Below are 20,357 nucleotides of genomic sequence, written 5' to 3'. Positions count from 1 at the left end.
TCACAGCTTCGTCATACCGGCGTAGGCCGGTATCTAGCGCGACGGTAAAATAACCATTGCAGCTGGATTCCGGCCTACGCCGGAATGACGAGTTGATGTAGATACTTTATTGCTTAAAGCACTTTAGCAATCGCATCGGCTACATAGTCGATGTTTTTGTTGTTCAGTGCGGCCAAGCAGATGCGGCCTGTTGAAACGGCGTAGATGCCGTATTCAGTTTGTAGTTTTTCAACTTGCGCCGCAGTCAAACCCGTGTACGAAAACATACCGCGTTGCTGAGTCACAAAGCTGAAGTCTTGCGCCACGCCGCGTGCAGCGAGCTTTTCAACCAAGCCTGAACGCATTGCGCGGATACGAACACGCATCACGCCGAGTTCTTCTTCCCACATTGCACGCAATTCTGGACTCGCCAATACAGCAGCAACGACTGCGCCACCGTGGATTGGTGGGTTAGAGTAATTGGTACGGATTACGCGTTTCAGTTGGCTTAATACACGGCCAGACTCTTCTTTGCTCGAAGTGATGATCGACAATGCGCCAACGCGTTCGCCATACAAAGAGAAGCTTTTTGAGAACGAGCTAGAGATCAAGAATTGCAAGCCAGAAGCTGCAAATGCTTTGACAGCTACTGAGTCTGCATCGATGCCTTCAGCAAAACCTTGGTAAGCCATGTCGAGGAACGGAACCAAACCGCGTTCGCGGCAAACTTCAACCACTTCGCCCCATTGTGCATCCGACAAATCAGCGCCCGTTGGGTTATGGCAGCAAGCGTGCAAGATGATGACCGAGCCAGGTTGAAGGCTGAGCAAGTTCGTTTTCATTGCTGCGAAATCAACGCCGCGTGTTGCTGCATCGTAGTAGGCATAATCCGCCACGGTAAAGCCGGCGGCTTCAAAAATAGCGCGGTGGTTTTCCCAGCTTGGATTGCTGATGTAAACGGTTGCGTTTGGATTCAAGCGGTACAAGAAATCACCACCAATACGCAGCGCGCCAGTGCCGCCCAATGCTTGTGCGGTCACAACGCGGCCAGCCGCAGTCAATTCGCTTTCAGTACCGAACAATAGATTTTGCACGCCCGCGTTGTAAGCTGGGTTGCCTTCGATGGCTTGGTAGCCGCGCGGAGGCTGTGCGGCCAAGCGTACTTGCTCTGCCGATTTCACTGCCGCCAATAAAGGAATTTTGCCTTCGTCATTAAAATAAACGCCGACCCCTAGGTTGACTTTAAAGTCACGGGTATCGGCGTTGAAAGATTCGTTCAGACCCAAGATTGGGTCGCGGGGGGCCATTTCTACGGCGGCAAAAATCGAAGACGACATGCAGTGCTCCATTTAGATAAAGAAAAAAGGCCTTTTTGCCTTAAATTGCTATCAATTTGCCGTGATTTTAGCACGATTATTGAACGCAACGCTGCACGCATACGCGCCGTTGAGGGGGATTTGTGGACTGATCTTGCTGGCCTAGATTGGTTTTTATTGGTCGAAGATAAAAAAAGCCAGCTGGTGCTGGCTTGAGGATTTATAGCGTTTTTACATAAGGCGAAATGTCAACTTCGTCGATTTGCTCGGGTTTCATATGGCGCTGCGCATATTGCAGATACAACCCCTCGCTTAAAAAGAGCGAGAATATTTCGGGGTCAATATGCTGATCGTTCACCATAAACCCCATGATTTTGATCGATTCTGAGAGCGTTTTACCTTTTTTGTAGGGTCTATCAACGGCGGTGAGCGCTTCGAAAATATCGGCAATCGCCATCATGCGCGCTGGCCAGCTCATTTCATCGCGTTTGAGGCGTTTTGGATAACCGCTGCCATCCATTTTTTCATGATGGCCACCGGCAATTTCCGGTACGCGGCGTAAGTGGCGTGGGAGGGGGAGTTTTTCCAGCATGATAATGGTCTGGATAATATGCTCGTTAATCTTGTAACGTTCTTCTGTCGATAGGGTACCTTTCGCTACGCCAAGGTTATAAAGCTCTCCACGGTTATACATACACTCGGGGACTTTAACCTTAAATCCCCATGGATTGTCTTCCGCAAGTTTATCGCGCTCGCTACGAATCAAAATATGCTCAGCCTTATCGGCCAATAAGGCTTCAACAACGGGTAGTGGCGTTTCAGGTTCGCGCGCTTTGCGCTCTTTTTCTTCATGCGCAATACCGATTCGGTCCGATAGCGTACGCAGCCAAGTGCGGCCGGCGATTTGCTTGAGGCGGTCGATTTTTTCGGGAGCCATAAATTCACCACCTTCATTGCAAGTAGCAATAAAAGCGTACTCCTCATCTAGCGTTGCCAGTTCCTGCGCCAGTTGCGCTTGGCATGCTGCATGATCGCCACCTTGAGCAATCGCTTGCCAGCAGCTAATTTCAGCATCGCGTTTTAACACTTCAAAGCGCATGCGTACTTCATGGATGCGGTCGTACAGCGTTTCGAGTTTAGTGGCTTTATCGACTACATACTCTGGCGTTGTGACCTTGCCGCAATCGTGCAACCACGCGGCGATGTGCAATTCTTCCCATTGCGCTTCATTCAGATTGAAATCGGCAAATGGCCCTGTCGTTTGCGCTTGCGCTGCGTGAGCTAGCATTTTGGTGAGTTCAGGAACTCGCTGGCAATGGCCACCGGTATAAGGGCTTTTGGCGTCAATTGCGCCAGCCAGTAATTGGATAAACGCCTCAAGCAGTACTTTTTGCTCATTGACTAGGCGCTGCGTATCAAGAGCGACCGCTGCTGTGGCGGCAATCGTTTGTACAAAGGCGAGCAAATCTGCGCTGGGCTTACATGATTCATCAATGACCAGCGCTAAAGCGCCAACCAGCGTGCCGTCGCGGTTACGTAGCGGCAACGTGAGTTGAGTAAAGTTTTTCTCTGTGGCTGGCAGCAAAGGGAAGGATTGGTGGAGCGCTTCAGGTGAGATCGTGCGCAGGACGGTATTGCTGCGTAGCGCTTGGGCAACAATGTGTTCACTGTCTAAATCGACTGTGATATTGCTTGCTGCAGGGAGTGCTTTGCTTTGCCAAAAATATTGCGCCGATTCTAAGTGACGCCCATCGGCGTGGGTAATGTAAATAACACCACCTTCAGCAAGGCTCACGCTGCCTAACTCATCCAAAATTCGCGCCACTAAGCGGCCAAAATTGGATTCGGCGGCCAGCGCTTGCGAGAGTTCCATAAAGCGGTGAATCGTCGTTTTCATGCCGCCCAAGCTGCTGGCGAGGCGCGCAATTTCCGAAATATTGGTCTTAACGTGAACGGGATCTCCAAATTGAAATTGCTCAATTTTTTGGATTTCTTTAGTTAATGCATTGATCGGTTTGGACGCTTTATATGCCAGCCAGATTGCGACGAGGATGCCGAGCGCAATCAGTAAGGCCGAAACGAATAGACTGCGATTGCGTTCGGCGATGGCGGCGGCCAGTAGTTCTCTGTGCGGTACTGCCATCACCAGTTGCATTGAGCCCATCTCGGGCAGCTCTATTCGCCTAGCCAAGCCTTCCCATTCTTCGCCACGTTCGGCAGCAAAGGTGCTGGCATTTTCTGCTTTACCTTGTTGCATCCCCAGAAAAACTTTCAGGACCGATGCATCATATGAAGATAATTTGGGTAGATAAGGCTTGCCATCGGCTTCAGTAACGAGATTCGGCGTGCCGTTATGGCTGGCGATGACTCGCTCATCTTGGTCAAGTAAAGCGAGGCGTGTATCTGGCGTGATTTTATGTCGCAGTAAAAACTCATTGATGCGTTCTAATTGGATGTCGCTACCCACTACACCGAGCTGATTACTGGTTTGTTTCGCAAAAGTAATCCCAGCTACGCCGCTGGATGCAAAAAAATAAGGCTGGCTGACTAGTAACTGCCCTGGCATGGCTTTGGCTTGATACCAATCTCGCGTTCGCGGATCAAATTGGTAAGCGGGGTCAAGCCGCCGCTCTAGTAGCTTGAGCTGAGCGTTATAAAACAGATACTCACCACGTGGCTGACCGTTGGCACGGGTGACACTTTGCACGATCCAGAGTGTGTCAGCGGGGGGGTTAAAACGTTTTTGAATGATGGCTTGGCCGCGATGGATGCGTACCATAAAAAAATCGCCCGTTTCATAGCCGATGTATTGGGCAACGACTGCCGGGCTGTGTTTTAAAGAGGCGGTTAGAAATCCTAGGCTATCTAGTCGCTCATCCAGCGTTTTGGCATTCATTAAGCGCTGCTGCGCCATAAGTTCAGTATTTCGTGCCCCACTTTGATAAATAGCTTCGACTTCTTCTAGTGCCGACTTGGCGGTGAGGCGAAATTGCCGATCAGCGGATTGCTTGAGGATAACGCTGGTGGCTTGATACTGATTCCAGCCACTAATTAGCGCAAAGCCGATGAGTAGCGCGATAAATAGATAGGCGATATGAATGTAGAACGGAACTTTATGCTGAGCAGAATCGTGCACTTCTTCTCGCCTTGGATTTGTTGTCGGATAAAGTATAGCCGACTGAAATGTTTAGGCGGTTTAAATGTAAGACGCTCTTGTCGTTCAAAAATTATAAGTTTTGCTCATTCGTATTTCACTTTTTAGATTGTGACTTTCAGCACAGCAGTCTCAGCTGAATGATGTGCTACACGCTACGCCGCGAGAATTGCTTGATTCTAAATCCAAGTACACCTAATGCGGCAAAGTAAGCGAACACGCCGCCAGCGACCAAAATACTGAGATTGAATGTTTGCCAGAGTTTATTCATCTGCGCCCAAGCAGGCATCACTTGCATCATGCTAAGTAGCGCCACAGCCATAATGCTAACTGCGAGAACTAATTTCCAGATAAAAGTAAGCCAGCCAGTTTGTGGTGAAAATAGATTTTGTTTGCGCAGTTGGTAGTAAAGTAAAAATGCATTGGCGAGGGCGGCAATGCTGATTGATAAGGGCAAGCCAACATGCTTGAGGTGAGGAACGAAAACCAAATTCAAGCCTTGCGTAACCAGTAGTGAAAAAATAGCGATTTTGACTGGCGTTTTGATGTTTTGCCGCGCATAAAACGCAGGCGCGAGCGGCTTGATCAAAATAAGCCCAGGAATACCGACCGCATAAGCCACCAATGCTAACTGCGTCATTTCTGCTGAGTGAATAGAGAATTTACCACTTTGAAATAATGTGAAAGTCAAAGGCTCGGCAATCACGGCGAGTGCTACAGCAGAAGGTAGCGCCAAAATGAGCGCCAGTCTTAAGCCCCAATCGAGTAAGCGTGAGTATTCTTCTTGATCGTTATTGGCTAGTGTTTTCGATAGCGACGGCAATAAAATCGTCCCTAAGGCAACGCCCAATAATCCGGTAGGCAGCTCCATCAATCTATCGGCGTAATAAATCCACGACATTGAGCCGGCAGATAAAACCGATGCCCAGTTCTGATTGAGCAGTTGTGAAATTTGGCTCACAGAGACGCCCAGAATGGCGGGCCCCATCAAGGTAAGTACGCGCCATACTTCGGGGTCTTTTAGATTGATTTTAGGCCGCACCAGCATGCCGATTTTCTTTAAGTGAGGCAGTTGGTAAGCGAGCTGCGCCACGCCACCAACGAGTAGCGCCCAAGCCATCGCCATAATCGGCGGATCAAAATAGGGCGTTAGAAATAGCGAAAAGACGATAAATGAAATATTGAGGAGCGTGGGCGTGAAGGCTGGAACTGAATATTTATTCCAAGTATTGAGCACTGCGCCTGCTAATGAAGACAGGGAAATGAGCAATATATAAGGAAAAGTGATGCGTAATAGATCGGTGGTTAAGGCCATTTGGCCTTGATCTTTATTAAAACCACTGGCGGCGACAGAAATAATCCACGGTGCGGTCAACATTCCGATCAACGTGAGCGCAGCTAAAATCAGCGTCAGTAAACCGGCAACGTAGGCGAGAAACTCCCGTGCGGCATCATCGCCTTTATTGTTTTTATTATCTGCCAGTATAGGCACGAAGGCTTGAGAGAATGCACCCTCTGCAAAGATACGTCGCAATAAATTAGGTAAGCGAAAGGCGACAACCCAAGCATCCATTGCTGCGCCAGCGCCAAAAACATTGGCCATAATTGCATCGCGCGCATAGCCGAGCACCCGCGAAACCATCGTCATTGAGCTTACTGCAGCCAGCGATCTTAATAAATTCATTGTCAATTTCCCATCCCTGATGGGACGCATCATAACGCCTACTTGCACTTGGCGTGAAGAAGGCATAAAATTGCCGACTTTCTAGGGTGTGTGTGCTGCCGAAAGTCCGTGTCTCCGGCGAAGCAGTAGACCCGTTTATACCTTTAGGAGAATTACCATGGCAAATACCGCACAAGCACGCAAACGCGCTCGTCAAGCTGAAGCTGCACGTCTACACAATGGCGCGCAACGTTCAGAATTCCGTACTGCTGTTAAAAAAGTATTGAAAGCGATCGCGGCTGGCGACAAAGCGGCTGCTGCAGCTGTTTACCAAACTTCGGTTAGTACGATCGACAGCTTGGCTGACAAAAAGATCTACCACAAGAACAAAGCAGCTCGTCATAAGAGCCGTTTGTCTGCTGCGATCAAAGCAATGGCTGCTGCCTAAGCTTTGTAAGTAACAGGTTCTAAAGCAAAATAACCCGCATCTGCGGGTTTTTTTGTATCTGCTCGTTCTAAACAAGGTGAAGATTGCTGTGATTAGGTTTTTAGCGTGGTGAAGAAAGTCGGAAGCTTTGCATAATGCGCCAGTAGGCTGGCTCGTCCAGAATGTAAATTCGCCCATCCGGCGCTTCGTGTGGTGCGATGTCGACGGAGATACGTACAAAGCGGCCGGTTTCCTGCCAAATCGCCGCGCCGATTCGCTCGACAAACCAATCGGCACTTTCGCCTACTTTGAGTTCAGCTTCGTGACGCACTTCGAGCAGCAAGACTTGATCGCCGAGTGTTTGCTTGCGCACCCATGACGGCATGCACCATGCGCGTTTGATTGCGAGTAGCGCTCGCTCGGCCTCAGTCGGGGAAATCGGCGAAACGCCGAGTTGCAAACGATAGGTCGTGGACATCATGTCATCCTAAAGTCGTACCAGTCGGGTATAAAGTATTCACCGGACTAGACTTCGATCAAGTGCGAGCAGGATTTCTCTCTCCCGTCGCTGTGTTCGTATGCTAGGCTAATAATCTGCCTGAAAGTCGTGGAATTCATTATGAACGAGAGTAGCGAATTAAGCACCCGCCCTAAATTATTAGTTGTCGATGATTCGCGGATTGTCCGCGCGACGGTGAAAAAACATTTATCCGAGCATTTCGACATTCTCGAAGAAGCCGATGGTGAAGCGGGCTGGAAACGCCTATTGGCTGATCCGACGATCAATTTAATGATTTCAGATCTGACCATGCCCGAGCTGGATGGTTTGGGCTTGTTGGCGCGCATACGTAGCTCGGGCGATGAACGGCTACATCATCTGCCGATTATTATTATTTCTGGCGAAGAAGACGAAGCGACGAAACTACGCTGCGTTGAATGCGGTGCGAATGATTTTATTACCAAGTCGACCGATCGCACTGAAATGCTAGCGCGCGTTAAAGCAAATTTAGAACTCGCCACGACGCGGCGCGAATTGGCGCAATCGCGCGCGGTGCAAGCACAAACGACGACTGATGAACTCACCGGCGTGGGTAGCTCGTATTTATTGGATTTACAGCTCGATCAAGCGCTGGCGTTTGCGCTACGCCACAATAGCGAAGTGAGCTTGATGCTATTGGAGGTGAATCATTTCCAAGTTTTGAGCGATAAATTAGGCGAAAAAATGTACGGGCAAATGCTCGGCCTGCTCGCCAAATTGCTTGAAGGCAAATTGCGCAAAGAAGACACACTCGCGCATTTGGCTGGGCCAATGTTTGCGATTGTTTCGCCGTCCACGCCGCTCACCGAGGCGCGCATCGTTGCCGAGCGTTTACGCAATAGCGTCGCTAATGCGCGAATTAATTTCCGTGGCCAGCAATTGCGCGTGACCGCCAGTATTGCCGTCGCGAATTCTTGGCATGACGATGCGCAGTCGACTGAACGCATGATGATGATCGCGCAAGATCGCCTGTATGCCGCGCCTATGGAAAATCAGGTCTTTATGCCTGAGGTGAACGCGGCTATTTCACCAACGCCATTGATCGCCGAAGCTTTGGTGATGCTGCATAAAGGCATGGACGAAGAACTGCGTCCGCACTTAATGGCTTTGTTGCGCAATTTGCAGCCCTTGCTGGCTTTGGCCAATCAAGATTTGGCATTAGGCTGGGATTTATCGGAGCTTGATCCGGAGTAAACCCTGCAAATCCTTATGCTAAATAGTACTTGGGTATTGCCTTGCAATGCTTATTAAGCAAGCGCTTGATCGATATACCGATTGCTAATCTGGCTGCTGGCCGCATTCTGTGGCATGCGCTGTTCGATAAATAGCGAATTACCATGCTGGCGCTTGGCCATGTGTTTCGCCGCGCAGGCCACATTAGCCACTTCGTGATGATTGCTGTACCACTCCGTGACAATCTGTGCCGCGCCGAGCGACAGCGACACCAGCGGATGATGTTGCAAATCGCCTTGGCGATTTTGCGCTTGGTAGCCTTGCGCCGCTATATGTTCGGGATTAAAAAAGTCTGATAAATGCAGCTCAAAATCACTGAGCATTTTTTCGCAGCGGCTTTGCCAATCGGGTGATCGCAACAACAAAATAAAATCATCTCCGCCCACATGGCCGACAAAATCCAGTTGTGGATCGACGTTGTGTTGCAATAATTGCCCGCATAATTGCAGCAGCTCATCACCACGCGCATAGCCGTAGACATCGTTGTACGGCTTGAAATGATCGAGATCGACGTAGACGATGGTGAAATTAAGCTGATCGTTTAAAAACTGGCTGATCGTTTCTTGAATTGGCGCATTGCCGGGCAGGCCGGTGAGCGGATTGGCATGGCGCGCAGCGCTGATTTGTAGCTCGGTCATCGCCCGAATCAAATCCCGCCCAGTGCCCATGCCCAGATAGCGACCTTGCTCGGTCAAAATAAAACCATCATTCAAATCACCGCGCTCGCTGGACGTCATCAGCCGCGCCAATTCGGTTAGGCTAGTTGCTTGCTCGACAATCAAAGGTTTGCGGTCCATTTGCGTCGCGCAGCTGCGCGCGCCAAATAGCTCGCGGCTAAACGGGCGCGAAAACAGCTCCAGCAAATCACTGCGTTTAATCAGGCCAATTGGCTTATCGTTTTCAACGACAGGAATCGCCGCCAAATCGGTTTGCGCCGATAAACGCCGCCAAATCTGCTCATTGCTTTCTTGCGTGCTGGCGCAAGGAATGATTTGCAAGAGTGCGCCTGCGTGCTTGCTGAGCTTGCCGATGGTGAGTGGTTTTTCAGTTTTTAGCGCGGGTAAATTCAGCTGTGCGGTCGGCTGAGTTTGCGGGCGGCCAATTAAATAGCCTTGCGCCAAATTGATGCCGATGCGCTGAATCACTTCCAGCTCGGCACTGGATTCAATGCCTTCGGCAATCACGCAAGTGCCAGTGTTCAGCGCGATATGCTGAATCGAGCGCACGAATTGGCGCTTTTGCGGATCTGAACCTATGCCTTGGATAAAATATTTATCGATTTTAACAAAATCAGGTTTCAGCTCCGACCACAGCCGCAAGCTAGAAAATCCCTCACCCAAATCATCCAGCGCAATTTTAAAGCCCATTTCACGATAATGTTTCAGCGCTTCGGCCAGCAGCGTGTAATCGGTCGTAGCCTGCGTTTCAGTGAGTTCAATGACCACGCGATGGGGATCTAAGCCCACTTCTTTTAAAAATGCCAGCGTTGCGCCGGGGCGAAACGAGGGCTGCATCAAGCTGGTGGGGCAAATATTCAGAAACAATTTGCCCGGTAAATTTAGCGCAACAAAGGCTTTGATAATCACTTTGCGGCAAGCAATATCGAGTTCGACCAACTGATTACAGCGCTCGGCGGTTTGAAATAAATTAATCGGCGAATGCAAAAAATGCGCCGAAGGCCCACGAATCAGGCCTTCAAAACCATAAGCCTGCTCATGATTGAGCGCCGCAATCGGCTGAAACAGCGCGCTGAGTTGTTGTTGCTGAATAATCTGCCCGAGTTCGGCGCAATAAGGATCGGTCGTGCAGAGGGAATTCATACAAACTCAGAAGGGCTGGCGTGGGCTTGTAAGGTAACAGTGAAAGATGAATGTTTTGTTACACAGGTAGTTTTGAGGCAGAAATATTACAAATTTTTGAAGCAGGATTGTGAGTGAAGTTGCTTTGAATTCATCGTGTGCAGATGCAAAAAGCCCAAGCGCTGAGCTTGGGCTTTTGTGTTGTTCTAAGCAGGTCATGCGGTGACAGTATTTTTAAGGTATTACCTTGTAGCCTTTTATAGATAAAGGCTGCATCAATATACTATTTCATACCACACATCTAGCGTGTAAAGCGCTGCGTAATCGGCATGCGCCAGTCTTTGCCGAAGGAACGTTGTGTAATTCGTGGCCCAACCGGCGCTTGGCGGCGTTTGTATTCGTTGATTTTCAGTAAGCGCACCACTTTATTCACATCCGCTTCGGGGTAGCCGAGCTTGATGATGTCGGCGATGCTCAGATTGTCTTCCACGTAGGCGGCCAAAATCGCATCCAGCACTTCATACTCAGGCAGGCTGTCTTGGTCTTTTTGATCAGGGCGTAATTCAGCTGACGGTGGGCGCGTGATGATGCGCTCTGGAATGACGACGCCTTGTTCATTTCGCCAATTGCTTAGGCGATACACCAGCGTTTTGGCGATGTCTTTCAGCACAGCAAAGCCGCCTGCCATATCGCCATACAGCGTCGCATAGCCGGTAGTCATTTCTGATTTATTACCCGTAGTGAGTACCAGCTTGCCGCCCTTATTGGATAAGGCCATCAAGAGCATACCCCGTATGCGGCTTTGCAGATTTTCTTCGGTCGCATCCATTTCGCGGCCAGCGAATTCTCCTTCTAAGCCCGCCATCATCGCTTCGTACATCGGCCAGATTTCAATTTCAGAATATTGGCAGCCCAAAATTTCAATCATCTCACGCGAATCATTCACCGAAATATCGGCGGTATAACGCGACGGCATCATCACCGCGTGGACGTTTTCTGCGCCGAGCGCATCCACAGCAATCGCCAACGTCAGCGCCGAATCAATGCCGCCAGAAAGGCCAAGCAGCACGCCAGGGAAACGGTTTTTGCCGATATAGTCTTTTACTCCTTGCACCAAAGCGCCGTACACGCTGGCTTCAATCGATTCGTCTGCCGCGATGCTGCCAGTTTGCAAGTCGCCATCGATGTAGTCGACGTAGCCAATCAGCGATTGATACGCTGGCAGTTGCAGCGCCAATTCGCCTGCTTTGTTGATCGCAAACGAATGCCCATCGAAAATCAATTCATCTTGGCCGCCGATCAAATTGCAATACACAATCGGCATGCCATTTTCTTCACCGCGCTGGCGCGCAACTTCGCGGCGCGTGCTTTGCTTGGCTTGGTGATACGGCGAGGCGTTGAGTACTAATAAAATATCCGCGCCTTCATCGCGTGCCGCAGCGGCAGGCTCGGTATCCCATAAATCTTCACAAATCGCGATGCCAACATTCACGCCATTTTGCTCGAACACCAGCGGCACGATGCCAGGCGTAAAGTAGCGAACTTCGTCGAAAACTGCGTTGTTCGGCAGCAATAGCTTGTCGTAACGGCCCAAGAAATTGCCATCGCGGATCACGCAGGCCGAATTGAAAATCTCATCGCCACTGTTTGAGGGATAACCCAGCACCAAGGTAATGCCATCCAGCTCGTCGATAAAACGGCCAATTTTTTCGCGACATTGCTGCAAGAAAGCGGGGCGCAGCAGCAAGTCTTCCGGTGGGTAGCCGGTGAGCGCGAGTTCGGGGGTCAGGATAATATCCGCGCCCGCTGCTTGTGCTTCACGCGCCGCAGCAAAAATAAGCTCGGTGTTGCCATCGAGGTCACCAACAATCGGATTGATCTGAGCAAGGGCGATTTTCATGGGCGGGCGAACTCAAGCAATTATAAAACCGCTATTTTAGCGATTTGCGCGCGCGCATGTCGGTAAAATCATAGTGCTGCGTTTTGTGATGCTGAATAGACGTTGCCACAGGCGTATATATCCTATACAGCCCGCCGGACGCTTTCTGTGGCATGGCTTGCTATTTGCAGGGTGGGGGGCTAAACCAAGGACAGAAGAGAGTGAAATGGGCTGATGCAGAGGGTGCATTGAGCGTTGCATTCTTAATTCATTTGAGTGAGCCAAATCATGCAATTTGATGAAGTTATGCCAGCGCATTTCAATACGCTATCTCGCAATCCTTTTCCGCATGTCTTAGTCGAGCAGGCTTTATTGCAGTTGGGCGGTGGCGGTGTGGATGGGAGTAAATTTGCCAAGCAAGTGTTGACTGCGGCGGGTTGGCGGCATGCGAGCGTGGTGTCGTATGGGAAATATCCCGATGAAGCTGCGGCGGCGTTTAATAAAGTTCGCGCTGTTTTGGTTGTGAATCAAGATCCAACGGAATTAATTGCGCGCCTTACTGCCGCCAAATGAAACGGGCGGCGTAGTGCTAAAACCACAGCCCCATTTGATTCGCCTTATCCATTGTTCGCGTATTACTTCACTCTGCAGCGTAGCCACGCAAAAATAACTGCACCGCGCTGGCGACCTGCGTTTCAATTTGCGCTTGGCTGGGGTTTTTCACCGAGAGCTGCATTTGGCGCATAATTCCCGCATCGCATAGCGCCGTAAATTGCTCAGCAGCCAGCTGTGGCTGAGCAATTTTTAATTTCCCTGTTTGATTCAGTCGTGCCAAGTAATCTGCTAGCACCGTCATCATGGGGGCGGGACCGGTGGATTCGATCATTTGTCCCAATTGCGGAAATTGCATGACTTCGGCCAAAACAATGCGAAACAGCTGTAGCTGATCTTCTTTTAATAAGCCCAATAGCCATTGGCTGCCAAATTGCGTTAAAACCTCGCTAATTGGCATTTCAAGCAAGTCTTCTGCCTGTGGCAAACAGGCTTCGCCGCCACATTCACCAGTGATTAGCGCGACAAACAAAATTTCCTTGCTGTCGAAATAATTGTAAATCGTGCCCTTGGATACGCCGGCGGCTTTGGCAATTTTTTCAACGCTGGTGCTGGCAAAACCGTGCTCCATAAACATCAGGCGTGCGCCGCTGAGGATTTGTGCGCGTTTTGCTTCGCTGAGTTTGCTATTAGCTGTATGCATCGTGATACCCAAAATAAATATTCAAACGTGTATTGACCGAACCGTTCGGTCAGTTTAGCATCATCAATGACGATAATCCAATTTCAAACTCACACAAATATTCTGGTGGGCGTTTTATTGCATCGTTGCCGTGTGGTACTCGATGTATCTGCTCATAAGGCTTTTGTAGCTAAAGACTTGAAACAAATACTCGGTATTCTGAGTCTGCCGCGCCAAGCGGCGCGCACCTTCCATTTGATCTTACCAAGGGAAACGCATCCGTATGCGCCACCGTTTAAATTTGATGCTGATTGCGGTATCCGCTGCGCTCAGTGCGTGTGCTGTGAACTTGCCGCAGCCAGAGCCAGCACAACTCGCGCCACAAGAAAAAAACTGGCAAGCGTCTAGCCCTAGTGCAGCACGCTTGGCCGAGCAAAAAGAGTGGTGGCAATCATGGAATGACCCCGTACTCGACACGCTGCTGAATGCCGCGCAGCAAGCCAATCCTACTTTAGAGTTCGCACAAGCGCGGATTCGTGAAGCGCGTGCGAAAGCCTATTCGGCCAAATCTTATTTATGGCCGACGGTGGGCGCAACGGCAGCGGGTACGCGCAGTAAAAACGGCTTGCTTGAATCGGGAAAGATGAGCAATGACGGTTCGGTGGGTCTGGATGCCAATTGGGAAATCGATTTATGGGGCGGCATTCGTATTGCGACGCAAAGTATTTTGGCCGATATGGCCGCACGGGAAGTGGAGTGGCATGATGCGCAAGTGAGCATTGCCGCCGAAACCGCCAATGCCTATGTGGCGCTGCGCGCGTATCAAGCGATGGCCGATATTGTTGCTGCCGATTTGGAATCGCGCAATCGCAGCTTGCAACTGACCATCGATAAAGAGCGCGTTGGTTTGGCCAGTCCAGTGGATGTGGCGCTGTCGGATGCCAGTAGCGCCGATGCTACCGCGCAATTAATCGAGATGAATGAAGGCATTGCGATGTCGATCAAGGCGCTGGTGGCCTTAACCGGCTTAAGCGAGCTTGAGGTTCGTGCACAAATTAATCAAGGCGAGCGCCAATTGCCGCAGCCTTTGGGTTTTGCGATCACCGCTTTGCCAGCCGACGTGATTACGCAGCGGCATGATGTTCGGATTGAAGCCGAGAAAGTCAAAATCGCCGCCGCCGATGTCGGCATTGCCAAAGTGGCGAAATTGCCATCGCTCAGCTTATTTGGCGCGATCAGTATTGGTCGTCAGGAAACGGGCAGTTTGGAATTGAACGGTACATCGTGGTCGTTTGGCCCGACGCTGAAATTGCCGATTTTTAATGCAGGACGTTTGCAATCGGAACAAGAAGCCGCGCAAGCGCGCTATGAACAAGCGCTGGCAATGTATCAGCAAAAAGTGCGCTTTGCTGTGCGTGAAGTCGAGCAAAACATGGTTCAGCTCGATAGCAGCAATCAGCGCGTTGCTGCAACCTTGCGCTCGGTCGCGGGCTATCAAAAGCAGCAAGATGCATCGAATGCGATGTGGAAAGCGGGTAGCGCCAGCCTGTTTGATTTAGAAATCTCACGACGCTTTTTACTCTCCGCGCAAACCAAGCAAATTTCTTTGCAGCGCGAACAATTGGCGTTGTGGATTTCGCTTTATAAAGCGGTTGGTGGTGAATGGCCGCAAGCGGCGAGCGAACAAAAATAGAAAATTTTGGGTTTGTTTGGATTATGTGTTGGTCGTAATTAAAAGTGGGCTGCTTGAATTATCGCAGCAATAGCTCCTTCCCCCTTGACGGGGGAAGGCTGGGATGGGGGTGTTGAGTCTAAGACGCACTCCGTAGTATCACCCCCACCCTAACCCTCCCCCGTCAAGGGGGAGGGAATGTAGAGATACAACTTGATTGATACGCAATCTGAATTTGCAATTATTTCTTAGGTATACCTAGCTAGACTTTAATAAATAATGGATATGAACACATACTGGAGCAGGGTAATGAATCGTTTTCTGGATAAACTCCCATTTCAACGCAGTACGCTAGTGAAAGCGTTATTGATCGCTTTTGTCGCCAGTTTGGCAGCAACTGCGGCGGTGGTGCAGGCCGAGAGTAAAGATAAAAAAGTTGAAGCCGCCAAACCTGTATTGACGGTGAGTTTGGTGAAACCCAAGGCGATTGAGTGGGCACAAACCGTCGCAGCCAATGGCAATGTGGTGGCGTGGCAAGAATCTTTGATCGGCACCGAAATCGGTGGCTTGCGTTTGATTGAGTTAAACGCGCAAGTGGGCGATTGGGTTAAAAAAGGCCAAGTTTTAGCGCGTTATAACGATGAAACGGTACAAGCCGAAGTCGCACAAGCCAAAGCATCGGTCGCCGAGACCGAAGCTGCTCTGGCGGAAGCCAAGCAAAATGCCGATCGCGTACGCCAGCTGGGTAACACAGGTGCGATGTCTGAGCAGCAAATGACCGAAGCTTATACCAAAGAAATCACCGCCAAAGCGCGCGTGCAATCGGCCAAAGCGCAATTGAGCAGCGCGCAAGTGCGTTTGGGGCAAACCAAAATCGTTGCACCGGATGACGGTGTGATTTCCAAGCGTGATGCAACACTGGGCGCAGTCAGCCAGCCGGGGCAGGAGTTATTCCGCTTGGTGCGCCAAGGGCGTTTGGAATGGCAGGCCGAAGTGACTGCAGCTGAAAGTGCGCGGATTAAAGTCGGCCAAGCGGTATCGCTGGCTGTGCCAACCGGCAAAGTGCTGCAAGGCACTGTGCGCAAAGTCGCGCCGACGGTGGATGTGAAAACCCGCAATGTGCTGGTGTATGTCGACATCAAAAAAGACGATTCAATGTTAGGCGAAGCCAAACCGGGCATGTTTGCCAAAGGCAATATTTCGGTCGGGCAAGGCAAAGCGTTGGCGCTGCCGGGCAGTGCCGTCTTGCTGCGCGATGGTTTTGCCAATGTGTTTGTGCTGCAAGCGGGAAATAAAGTGAAACAAGTCCGCGTGAAATTGGGTCGTCAAGCCGATGGCTTGATGGAAGTGGAAGGAGTCGCCGCCGATGCGCAAGTCGTTGCCAGCGGCGCTGGATTCTTGGCCGATGGTGATGTGGTGCGCGTAGTCGTCAAGTAGGGTGGGTTAGGCTGCCACATCTGCTTGGGTGTGGCCAATCTTCAAGCGGCCGTAACCCACCATGTCACGAGTGTGAATGGTGTAGTTTACTACGGGTATATCTACGTAGCTCTTTCAATTAAAGGTATGCATCAATATACCTTGTTGATGTGTTGTGAAGGACTAAAAATGAACGTTTCTGCTTGGTCGATTAAGAATCCGATTCCGGCCATTATGCTGTTTGTGCTTTTGTCTCTGGGCGGCTTGATGTCGTTTAGCAAGATGAAAGTGCAAGATTTCCCCGATGTTGAATTGCCTATGGTCACGGTGACTGCCATTCTGGAGGGCGCAGCGCCAGCGCAATTAGAAACCGAAGTGGCACGCAAACTAGAAAATTCGGTCTCGGCGCTGCAAGGCGTTAAGCACGTCTACAGCAATATCAGCGATGGTGTTGTGGGCATGACGGTGGAGTTCGAGCTAGAAAAACCCATCAATGAAGCGGTCGATGATGTGCGTAATGCGGTGTCGAATGTGCGCAGCGAATTGCCGGCCGATTTAAAAGATCCAGTTGTCGGTAAAGTTGAGTTTTCTGGCGTGCCGTTTTTGGTCTTTACGGTAGCCGACAAACAGCTCGATGAAGAGCAGTTGTCTTGGCTGGTCGACAATAAAATCACGCGTATCGTGCGGGCGATTCCGGGCGTTGGCCAAGTGGCGCGTGTGGGCGGTGTAACACGGCAAGTGCGGATTGAGCTCGATCCAGAGCGTATGGCCGCACTGGGTGTGAGCAGCAGCGATATTTCTCGCCAACTGGCGCGTACGCAAAAAGACGCATCGGGTGGCCGCACTGATTTAGGCGGTTCGGAGCAAGCGCTGCGCACGATTGCGACGGTGCAATCGACTGCAGAGTTGGCCAAAACCGAATTGGCGTTGCCCGATGGTCGCCGCGTTCGCCTCGATCAAATCGCCACCATTGAAGACACCGTTGCAGAGCGCAGATCGATTGCGCAGCTGGATGGAAAACCCGTTGTCGGTTTTGAAATCACCCGTTCACGCGGCGCGAGTGAAACTGAGGTCGCGGCTGAAATCGCCAAAGCTTTGGCCAAATTTAAGTTAGAGCACCCAACGCTGGAAATCACCACCGCCTACGATATGGCCGCGCCAGTGCAAGACGAGTTTGATGGCTCAATGGGCTTGCTGTACGAAGGCGCGCTGCTAGCGGTGATTGTGGTGTGGTTCTTTTTGCGTGATTGGCGTGCGACTTTGGTGTCGGCTGCGGCTTTGCCTTTGTCGATTCTGCCAACGTTTATTGGTATGTATTTATTTGGCTTTACGCTCAACACGGTAACTTTATTATCGCTGGCCTTGGTGGTCGGGATTTTGGTCGACGATGCGATTGTTGAGATCGAGAATATCGTGCGCCATTTACGCATGGGAAAAACGCCGTATCAAGCGGCTATGGAAGCGGCTGACGAGATTGGCCTCGCGGTCATTGCGACGACCTTTGCGCTGGTGGCGGTGTTTTTACCGACGGCGTTTATGAGCGGGATTCCGGGTAAATTTTTCCATCCATTTGGTTGGACTGCGGCGATGGCGGTGATGGCCTCATTGGTCGTCGCGCGTTTACTCACGCCAATGATGGCGGCGTATTTGCTCAAACCGATTTTGGGCGAAGAAAAAGAAGGCAAACTCAAAGCGGCCTATTTGCGCTGCGCGGCATGGTGCTTAAAGCATAGAAAAACGACGATGTTACTGTCTTTGCTGTTTTTCGTCGGCTCTTTGGCGTTGGTGCCTTTGCTACCCAAAGGCTTTGTACCGGCCGATGATAGATCGCAAACCTTGGTCAAAATCGAATTACCGCCAGGTGCAACGCTGCAAGAAACTTTTGCAGCAGCCGAGCAGGCGCGGCAGATCTTGATGAAAAACCCTGCCGTGACGCGTGTGTACACGGCAGTGGGAGATGGTAAAGCCGGTGCAGATCCGTTTGCGGGCGGCAGCAGTGGCGTGAACAAAGCCAATCTAACGCTGACGCTCGCGCCGCGTGAAGAACGTAGTTTGAAGAAAACTGCAATCGAGAAAAATCTGCGTGAAGCCTTGCAAGCGATTCCAGGCGCGCGCATTACGGTGGGCTTGGGGCAAAGCGGCGAAAAATTGCAGATGATTATCAAATCGGATGATCCGGATGCGCTGGCGATTGCGGCCAAAGCGGTTGAGCAAGATTTGCGTACTTTGCAAGGCATCGGTGCGGTAACGTCCAGCGCTAGCTTGGTGCGACCTGAGCTGATTATTCGCCCTGATATGGGCCGCGCTGCTGATATGGGCGTGACCGCACTGGCGATTGCCGACACGATACGTGTTGCCACGGTGGGCGATTTTGATACCGCGCTCGCTAAATTGAATCTGCCCGAACGCCAAGTGCCGATTGTGGTGCGTTTGCCCGATTCATTCCGTACGGATTTAGAGCAAATCAAACGTTTGCGCGTGCCATCTAGCCAAGGCGAAGTGATGCTGGGGCAGGTGGCTGATATTGAAATCTCCAGTGGCCCCAGCGTGATTGGTCGCTACGATAGAGCGCGCAATGTGACGTTCGACGTGGAACTCAATGGCAGGCCGCTCGGTGATGTGAGTGCCGAGGCCGATCTTTTGCCTAGCCTGAAAAATCTACCGGCAGGCGTGACGCGCGCGGCATTTGGCGATGCAGAAGAAATGGGCAAACTGTTCGCCAGCTTTGGTTTGGCGATGCTGACCGGCGTGCTGTGTATTTATATGGTGCTGGTGCTGCTGTTCCGCCAATTTATGCAACCAGTGACGATTTTGTTTGCGCTCTTACTCTCATTCCCCGGTGCCTTCCTCGCGCTGTTTATCGCGCAAAGCTCGTTCTCGATGCCGTCTTTGATTGGTTTGGTGATGCTGATGGGGATTGCGGCGAAAAACTCGATCTTGTTGGTCGAATACGCGATTGTCGCAAGGCGTGATGGGATGGAGCGATTTGATGCGCTAATGGATGCAGGCCGCAAACGCGCCAGACCGATTGTGATGACCACCGTCGCCATGGGCGCAGGCATGTTGCCGATTGCTGCAGGCTGGGGCGTTGATTCAAGCTTCCGCGCCCCAATGGCGATTGCTGTTATCGGCGGCCTGATTACCTCAACCTTCCTCAGCTTGCTGGTGATTCCAGTGGTGTTTACCTATGTGGATGACTTTGTGCAGTGGTTTATGGGGCATTTCAGAAGAAAAACGGCATCAGCTTAATTTAGAAGCCAAAAAAAGACCGCTGCGGCGGTCTTTTTTGTAGGTATTGTGCTGTGGGTCTTTATATTAAAAGAGTAGCTTGATATACCCATGTAAGTTGCTCGGTTGGTCAATCAAATGGATGTTTAGCTTCGATTCTTCTTGGCAAGATGCACATGGGTGACGGTTTCAGATCTGACTGTGTCTACGCATTCGTAGTCATCGGCGATGTTGTCGACGCCTTCAAACAATCGCTCACCAGAGCCTAATAGTTTGTTGGTTATCACCAGATGCAGTTCGTCAATCAATCCAGCCTTGAGATATTGGCGTATCAGCGTCGCACCGCCGCCCAAGCGCACGTCTTTGCCCTGTGCCGCTGAAAATGCTTGCTGCAAGGCCGACTCGATACCGTCAGTGACAAAGTGAAAAGTGGTTCCGCCTTCCATGGCTAATGCCGCCCGCGCGTGGTGCGTCACGACAAAAACGGGCGTATGGTAAGGCGGATTGGAGCCCCACCAACCTTTCCATTCATCGTCATTCCAAGCGCCGCGCACGGGGCCAAACATATTGCGCCCCAGAATATTGGCACCAATATTGTCGGTGGCCTTGGCCAAGAAGTCGTCATCAATGCCGGTGCTGCCGCCTTCCTGCCCAAACATCGTGCGGATCGTGCGGGTTTGAAATGCCCAGTCCATCAGCGCAAGGCCGTCTTTGCCGAACGGATTCTCTAAGCTTTGCCCTAGCGCAGAGCTAAAGCCATCAATGGATAAGGCATAGCCTCGTACCACCAGTTTTTGCATCTCAACTCCTTGTGCTTGG

14 protein-coding genes are annotated in these 20,357 nt (G+C 50.9%); 6 read left to right on the top strand and 8 right to left on the bottom strand.

Features of this window, described 5'->3' with window-relative positions; genetic code table 11:
- Positions 1-113: 113 nt before the first annotated feature.
- The 3 genes from Q320_RS0104060 to murJ all read right to left on the bottom strand — a co-directional run bounded on the left by Q320_RS0104060 (position 114) and on the right by murJ (position 6,133).
- Entirely contained in the window at positions 114-1,316 is a 1,203-nt protein-coding gene (locus tag Q320_RS0104060; RefSeq protein ID WP_027467947.1) for an amino acid aminotransferase, read from the bottom strand.
- 199 nt (positions 1,317-1,515) lie between these two features.
- Complete coding sequence (locus tag Q320_RS0104050; RefSeq protein ID WP_027467945.1) at positions 1,516-4,431, bottom strand: HD domain-containing phosphohydrolase; 2,916 nt, start codon at positions 4,429-4,431, stop codon at positions 1,516-1,518.
- Positions 4,432-4,597: 166 nt separating this feature from the next.
- Positions 4,598-6,133: a murein biosynthesis integral membrane protein MurJ gene (gene murJ / locus Q320_RS0104045; protein ID WP_027467944.1), complete on the bottom strand. Its 1,536-nt coding sequence runs from the start codon at positions 6,131-6,133 to the stop codon at positions 4,598-4,600.
- A 157-nt stretch (positions 6,134-6,290) separates the two neighbouring features.
- On the opposite strand from murJ, the gene rpsT reads away from it, so the two are divergent.
- Positions 6,291-6,560, top strand: a complete 270-nt coding sequence (gene rpsT / locus Q320_RS0104040) for a 30S ribosomal protein S20 (RefSeq protein WP_027467943.1) — start codon at positions 6,291-6,293, stop codon at positions 6,558-6,560.
- Between the two features lie 100 nt (positions 6,561-6,660).
- Here rpsT and Q320_RS0104035 read toward each other — a convergent pair whose 3' ends face one another.
- Positions 6,661-7,020, bottom strand: a complete 360-nt coding sequence (locus Q320_RS0104035) for a hypothetical protein (RefSeq protein WP_156938972.1) — start codon at positions 7,018-7,020, stop codon at positions 6,661-6,663.
- A gap of 138 nt (positions 7,021-7,158) precedes the next feature.
- On the opposite strand from Q320_RS0104035, the gene Q320_RS18395 reads away from it, so the two are divergent.
- Complete coding sequence (locus tag Q320_RS18395) at positions 7,159-8,271, top strand: GGDEF domain-containing response regulator (RefSeq protein ID WP_051534446.1); 1,113 nt, start codon at positions 7,159-7,161, stop codon at positions 8,269-8,271.
- A 53-nt stretch (positions 8,272-8,324) separates the two neighbouring features.
- On the opposite strand, the gene Q320_RS18390 is transcribed toward Q320_RS18395, so the two are convergent.
- Positions 8,325-10,130: a phosphodiesterase gene (locus Q320_RS18390; protein ID WP_051534445.1), complete on the bottom strand. Its 1,806-nt coding sequence runs from the start codon at positions 10,128-10,130 to the stop codon at positions 8,325-8,327.
- Positions 10,131-10,410: 280 nt separating this feature from the next.
- Positions 10,411-12,009, bottom strand: coding sequence for an NAD+ synthase (locus Q320_RS0104020; RefSeq protein WP_027467941.1), 1,599 nt, complete (start codon positions 12,007-12,009; stop codon positions 10,411-10,413).
- A 267-nt stretch (positions 12,010-12,276) separates the two neighbouring features.
- Here Q320_RS0104020 and Q320_RS0104015 point away from each other — a divergent pair, with 267 nt between their 5' ends.
- Entirely contained in the window at positions 12,277-12,561 is a 285-nt protein-coding gene (locus Q320_RS0104015; protein WP_027467940.1) for a hypothetical protein, read from the top strand.
- A 67-nt stretch (positions 12,562-12,628) separates the two neighbouring features.
- Here the strand turns inward: Q320_RS0104015 and Q320_RS18385 are convergent, their stop codons facing one another.
- Positions 12,629-13,243, bottom strand: a complete 615-nt coding sequence (locus Q320_RS18385) for a TetR/AcrR family transcriptional regulator (RefSeq protein WP_035852107.1) — start codon at positions 13,241-13,243, stop codon at positions 12,629-12,631.
- A gap of 262 nt (positions 13,244-13,505) precedes the next feature.
- Between Q320_RS18385 and Q320_RS0104005 the strand changes: the two genes are divergently transcribed.
- The 3 genes from Q320_RS0104005 (at position 13,506) to Q320_RS18380 (ending at position 19,559) form a co-directional block, all read left to right on the top strand.
- Complete coding sequence (locus tag Q320_RS0104005; RefSeq protein ID WP_027467939.1) at positions 13,506-14,915, top strand: efflux transporter outer membrane subunit; 1,410 nt, start codon at positions 13,506-13,508, stop codon at positions 14,913-14,915.
- 288 nt (positions 14,916-15,203) lie between these two features.
- Positions 15,204-16,331 (top strand): efflux RND transporter periplasmic adaptor subunit, encoded by a 1,128-nt coding sequence (locus tag Q320_RS0104000; protein WP_051534444.1) that lies wholly within the window; start codon positions 15,204-15,206, stop codon positions 16,329-16,331.
- A 168-nt stretch (positions 16,332-16,499) separates the two neighbouring features.
- The gene (locus tag Q320_RS18380; protein ID WP_035852104.1) at positions 16,500-19,559 is read left to right on the top strand and encodes an efflux RND transporter permease subunit; all 3,060 of its coding nucleotides are present in this window, start codon (positions 16,500-16,502) and stop codon (positions 19,557-19,559) included.
- Positions 19,560-19,684: 125 nt separating this feature from the next.
- Here the strand turns inward: Q320_RS18380 and Q320_RS0103990 are convergent, their stop codons facing one another.
- Positions 19,685-20,338: a dihydrofolate reductase family protein gene (locus Q320_RS0103990; protein ID WP_027467937.1), complete on the bottom strand. Its 654-nt coding sequence runs from the start codon at positions 20,336-20,338 to the stop codon at positions 19,685-19,687.
- Positions 20,339-20,357 lie beyond the last annotated feature (19 nt).

This window comes from Deefgea rivuli DSM 18356 (genome assembly GCF_000620145.1).
GTDB classification, from domain to species: Bacteria; Pseudomonadota; Gammaproteobacteria; order Burkholderiales; family Chitinibacteraceae; genus Deefgea; species Deefgea rivuli.
Note: the sequence above shows the minus strand (reverse complement) of the source record. Positions and strands in the feature narration are given on the sequence as shown.

Excerpts from the sequence above, each read along its gene's own strand:
- Q320_RS0104000 (WP_051534444.1), top strand. The coding sequence starts at position 15,204 with ATGAATCGTTTTCTGGATAAACTCCCATTTCAACGCAGTACGCTAGTG.
- murJ (WP_027467944.1), bottom strand. The coding sequence starts at position 6,133 with ATGAATTTATTAAGATCGCTGGCTGCAGTAAGCTCAATGACGATGGTT.
- Q320_RS0104005 (WP_027467939.1), top strand. The coding sequence starts at position 13,506 with ATGCGCCACCGTTTAAATTTGATGCTGATTGCGGTATCCGCTGCGCTC.
- Q320_RS0104015 (WP_027467940.1), top strand. The coding sequence starts at position 12,277 with ATGCAATTTGATGAAGTTATGCCAGCGCATTTCAATACGCTATCTCGC.
- Q320_RS0104060 (WP_027467947.1), bottom strand. The coding sequence starts at position 1,316 with ATGTCGTCTTCGATTTTTGCCGCCGTAGAAATGGCCCCCCGCGACCCA.
- Q320_RS18380 (WP_035852104.1), top strand. The coding sequence starts at position 16,500 with ATGAACGTTTCTGCTTGGTCGATTAAGAATCCGATTCCGGCCATTATG.
- Q320_RS0104035 (WP_156938972.1), bottom strand. The coding sequence starts at position 7,020 with ATGATGTCCACGACCTATCGTTTGCAACTCGGCGTTTCGCCGATTTCC.
- Q320_RS18390 (WP_051534445.1), bottom strand. The coding sequence starts at position 10,130 with ATGAATTCCCTCTGCACGACCGATCCTTATTGCGCCGAACTCGGGCAG.
- rpsT (WP_027467943.1), top strand. The coding sequence starts at position 6,291 with ATGGCAAATACCGCACAAGCACGCAAACGCGCTCGTCAAGCTGAAGCT.
- Q320_RS18385 (WP_035852107.1), bottom strand. The coding sequence starts at position 13,243 with ATGCATACAGCTAATAGCAAACTCAGCGAAGCAAAACGCGCACAAATC.
- Q320_RS18395 (WP_051534446.1), top strand. The coding sequence starts at position 7,159 with ATGAACGAGAGTAGCGAATTAAGCACCCGCCCTAAATTATTAGTTGTC.
- Q320_RS0103990 (WP_027467937.1), bottom strand. The coding sequence starts at position 20,338 with ATGCAAAAACTGGTGGTACGAGGCTATGCCTTATCCATTGATGGCTTT.
- Q320_RS0104020 (WP_027467941.1), bottom strand. The coding sequence starts at position 12,009 with ATGAAAATCGCCCTTGCTCAGATCAATCCGATTGTTGGTGACCTCGAT.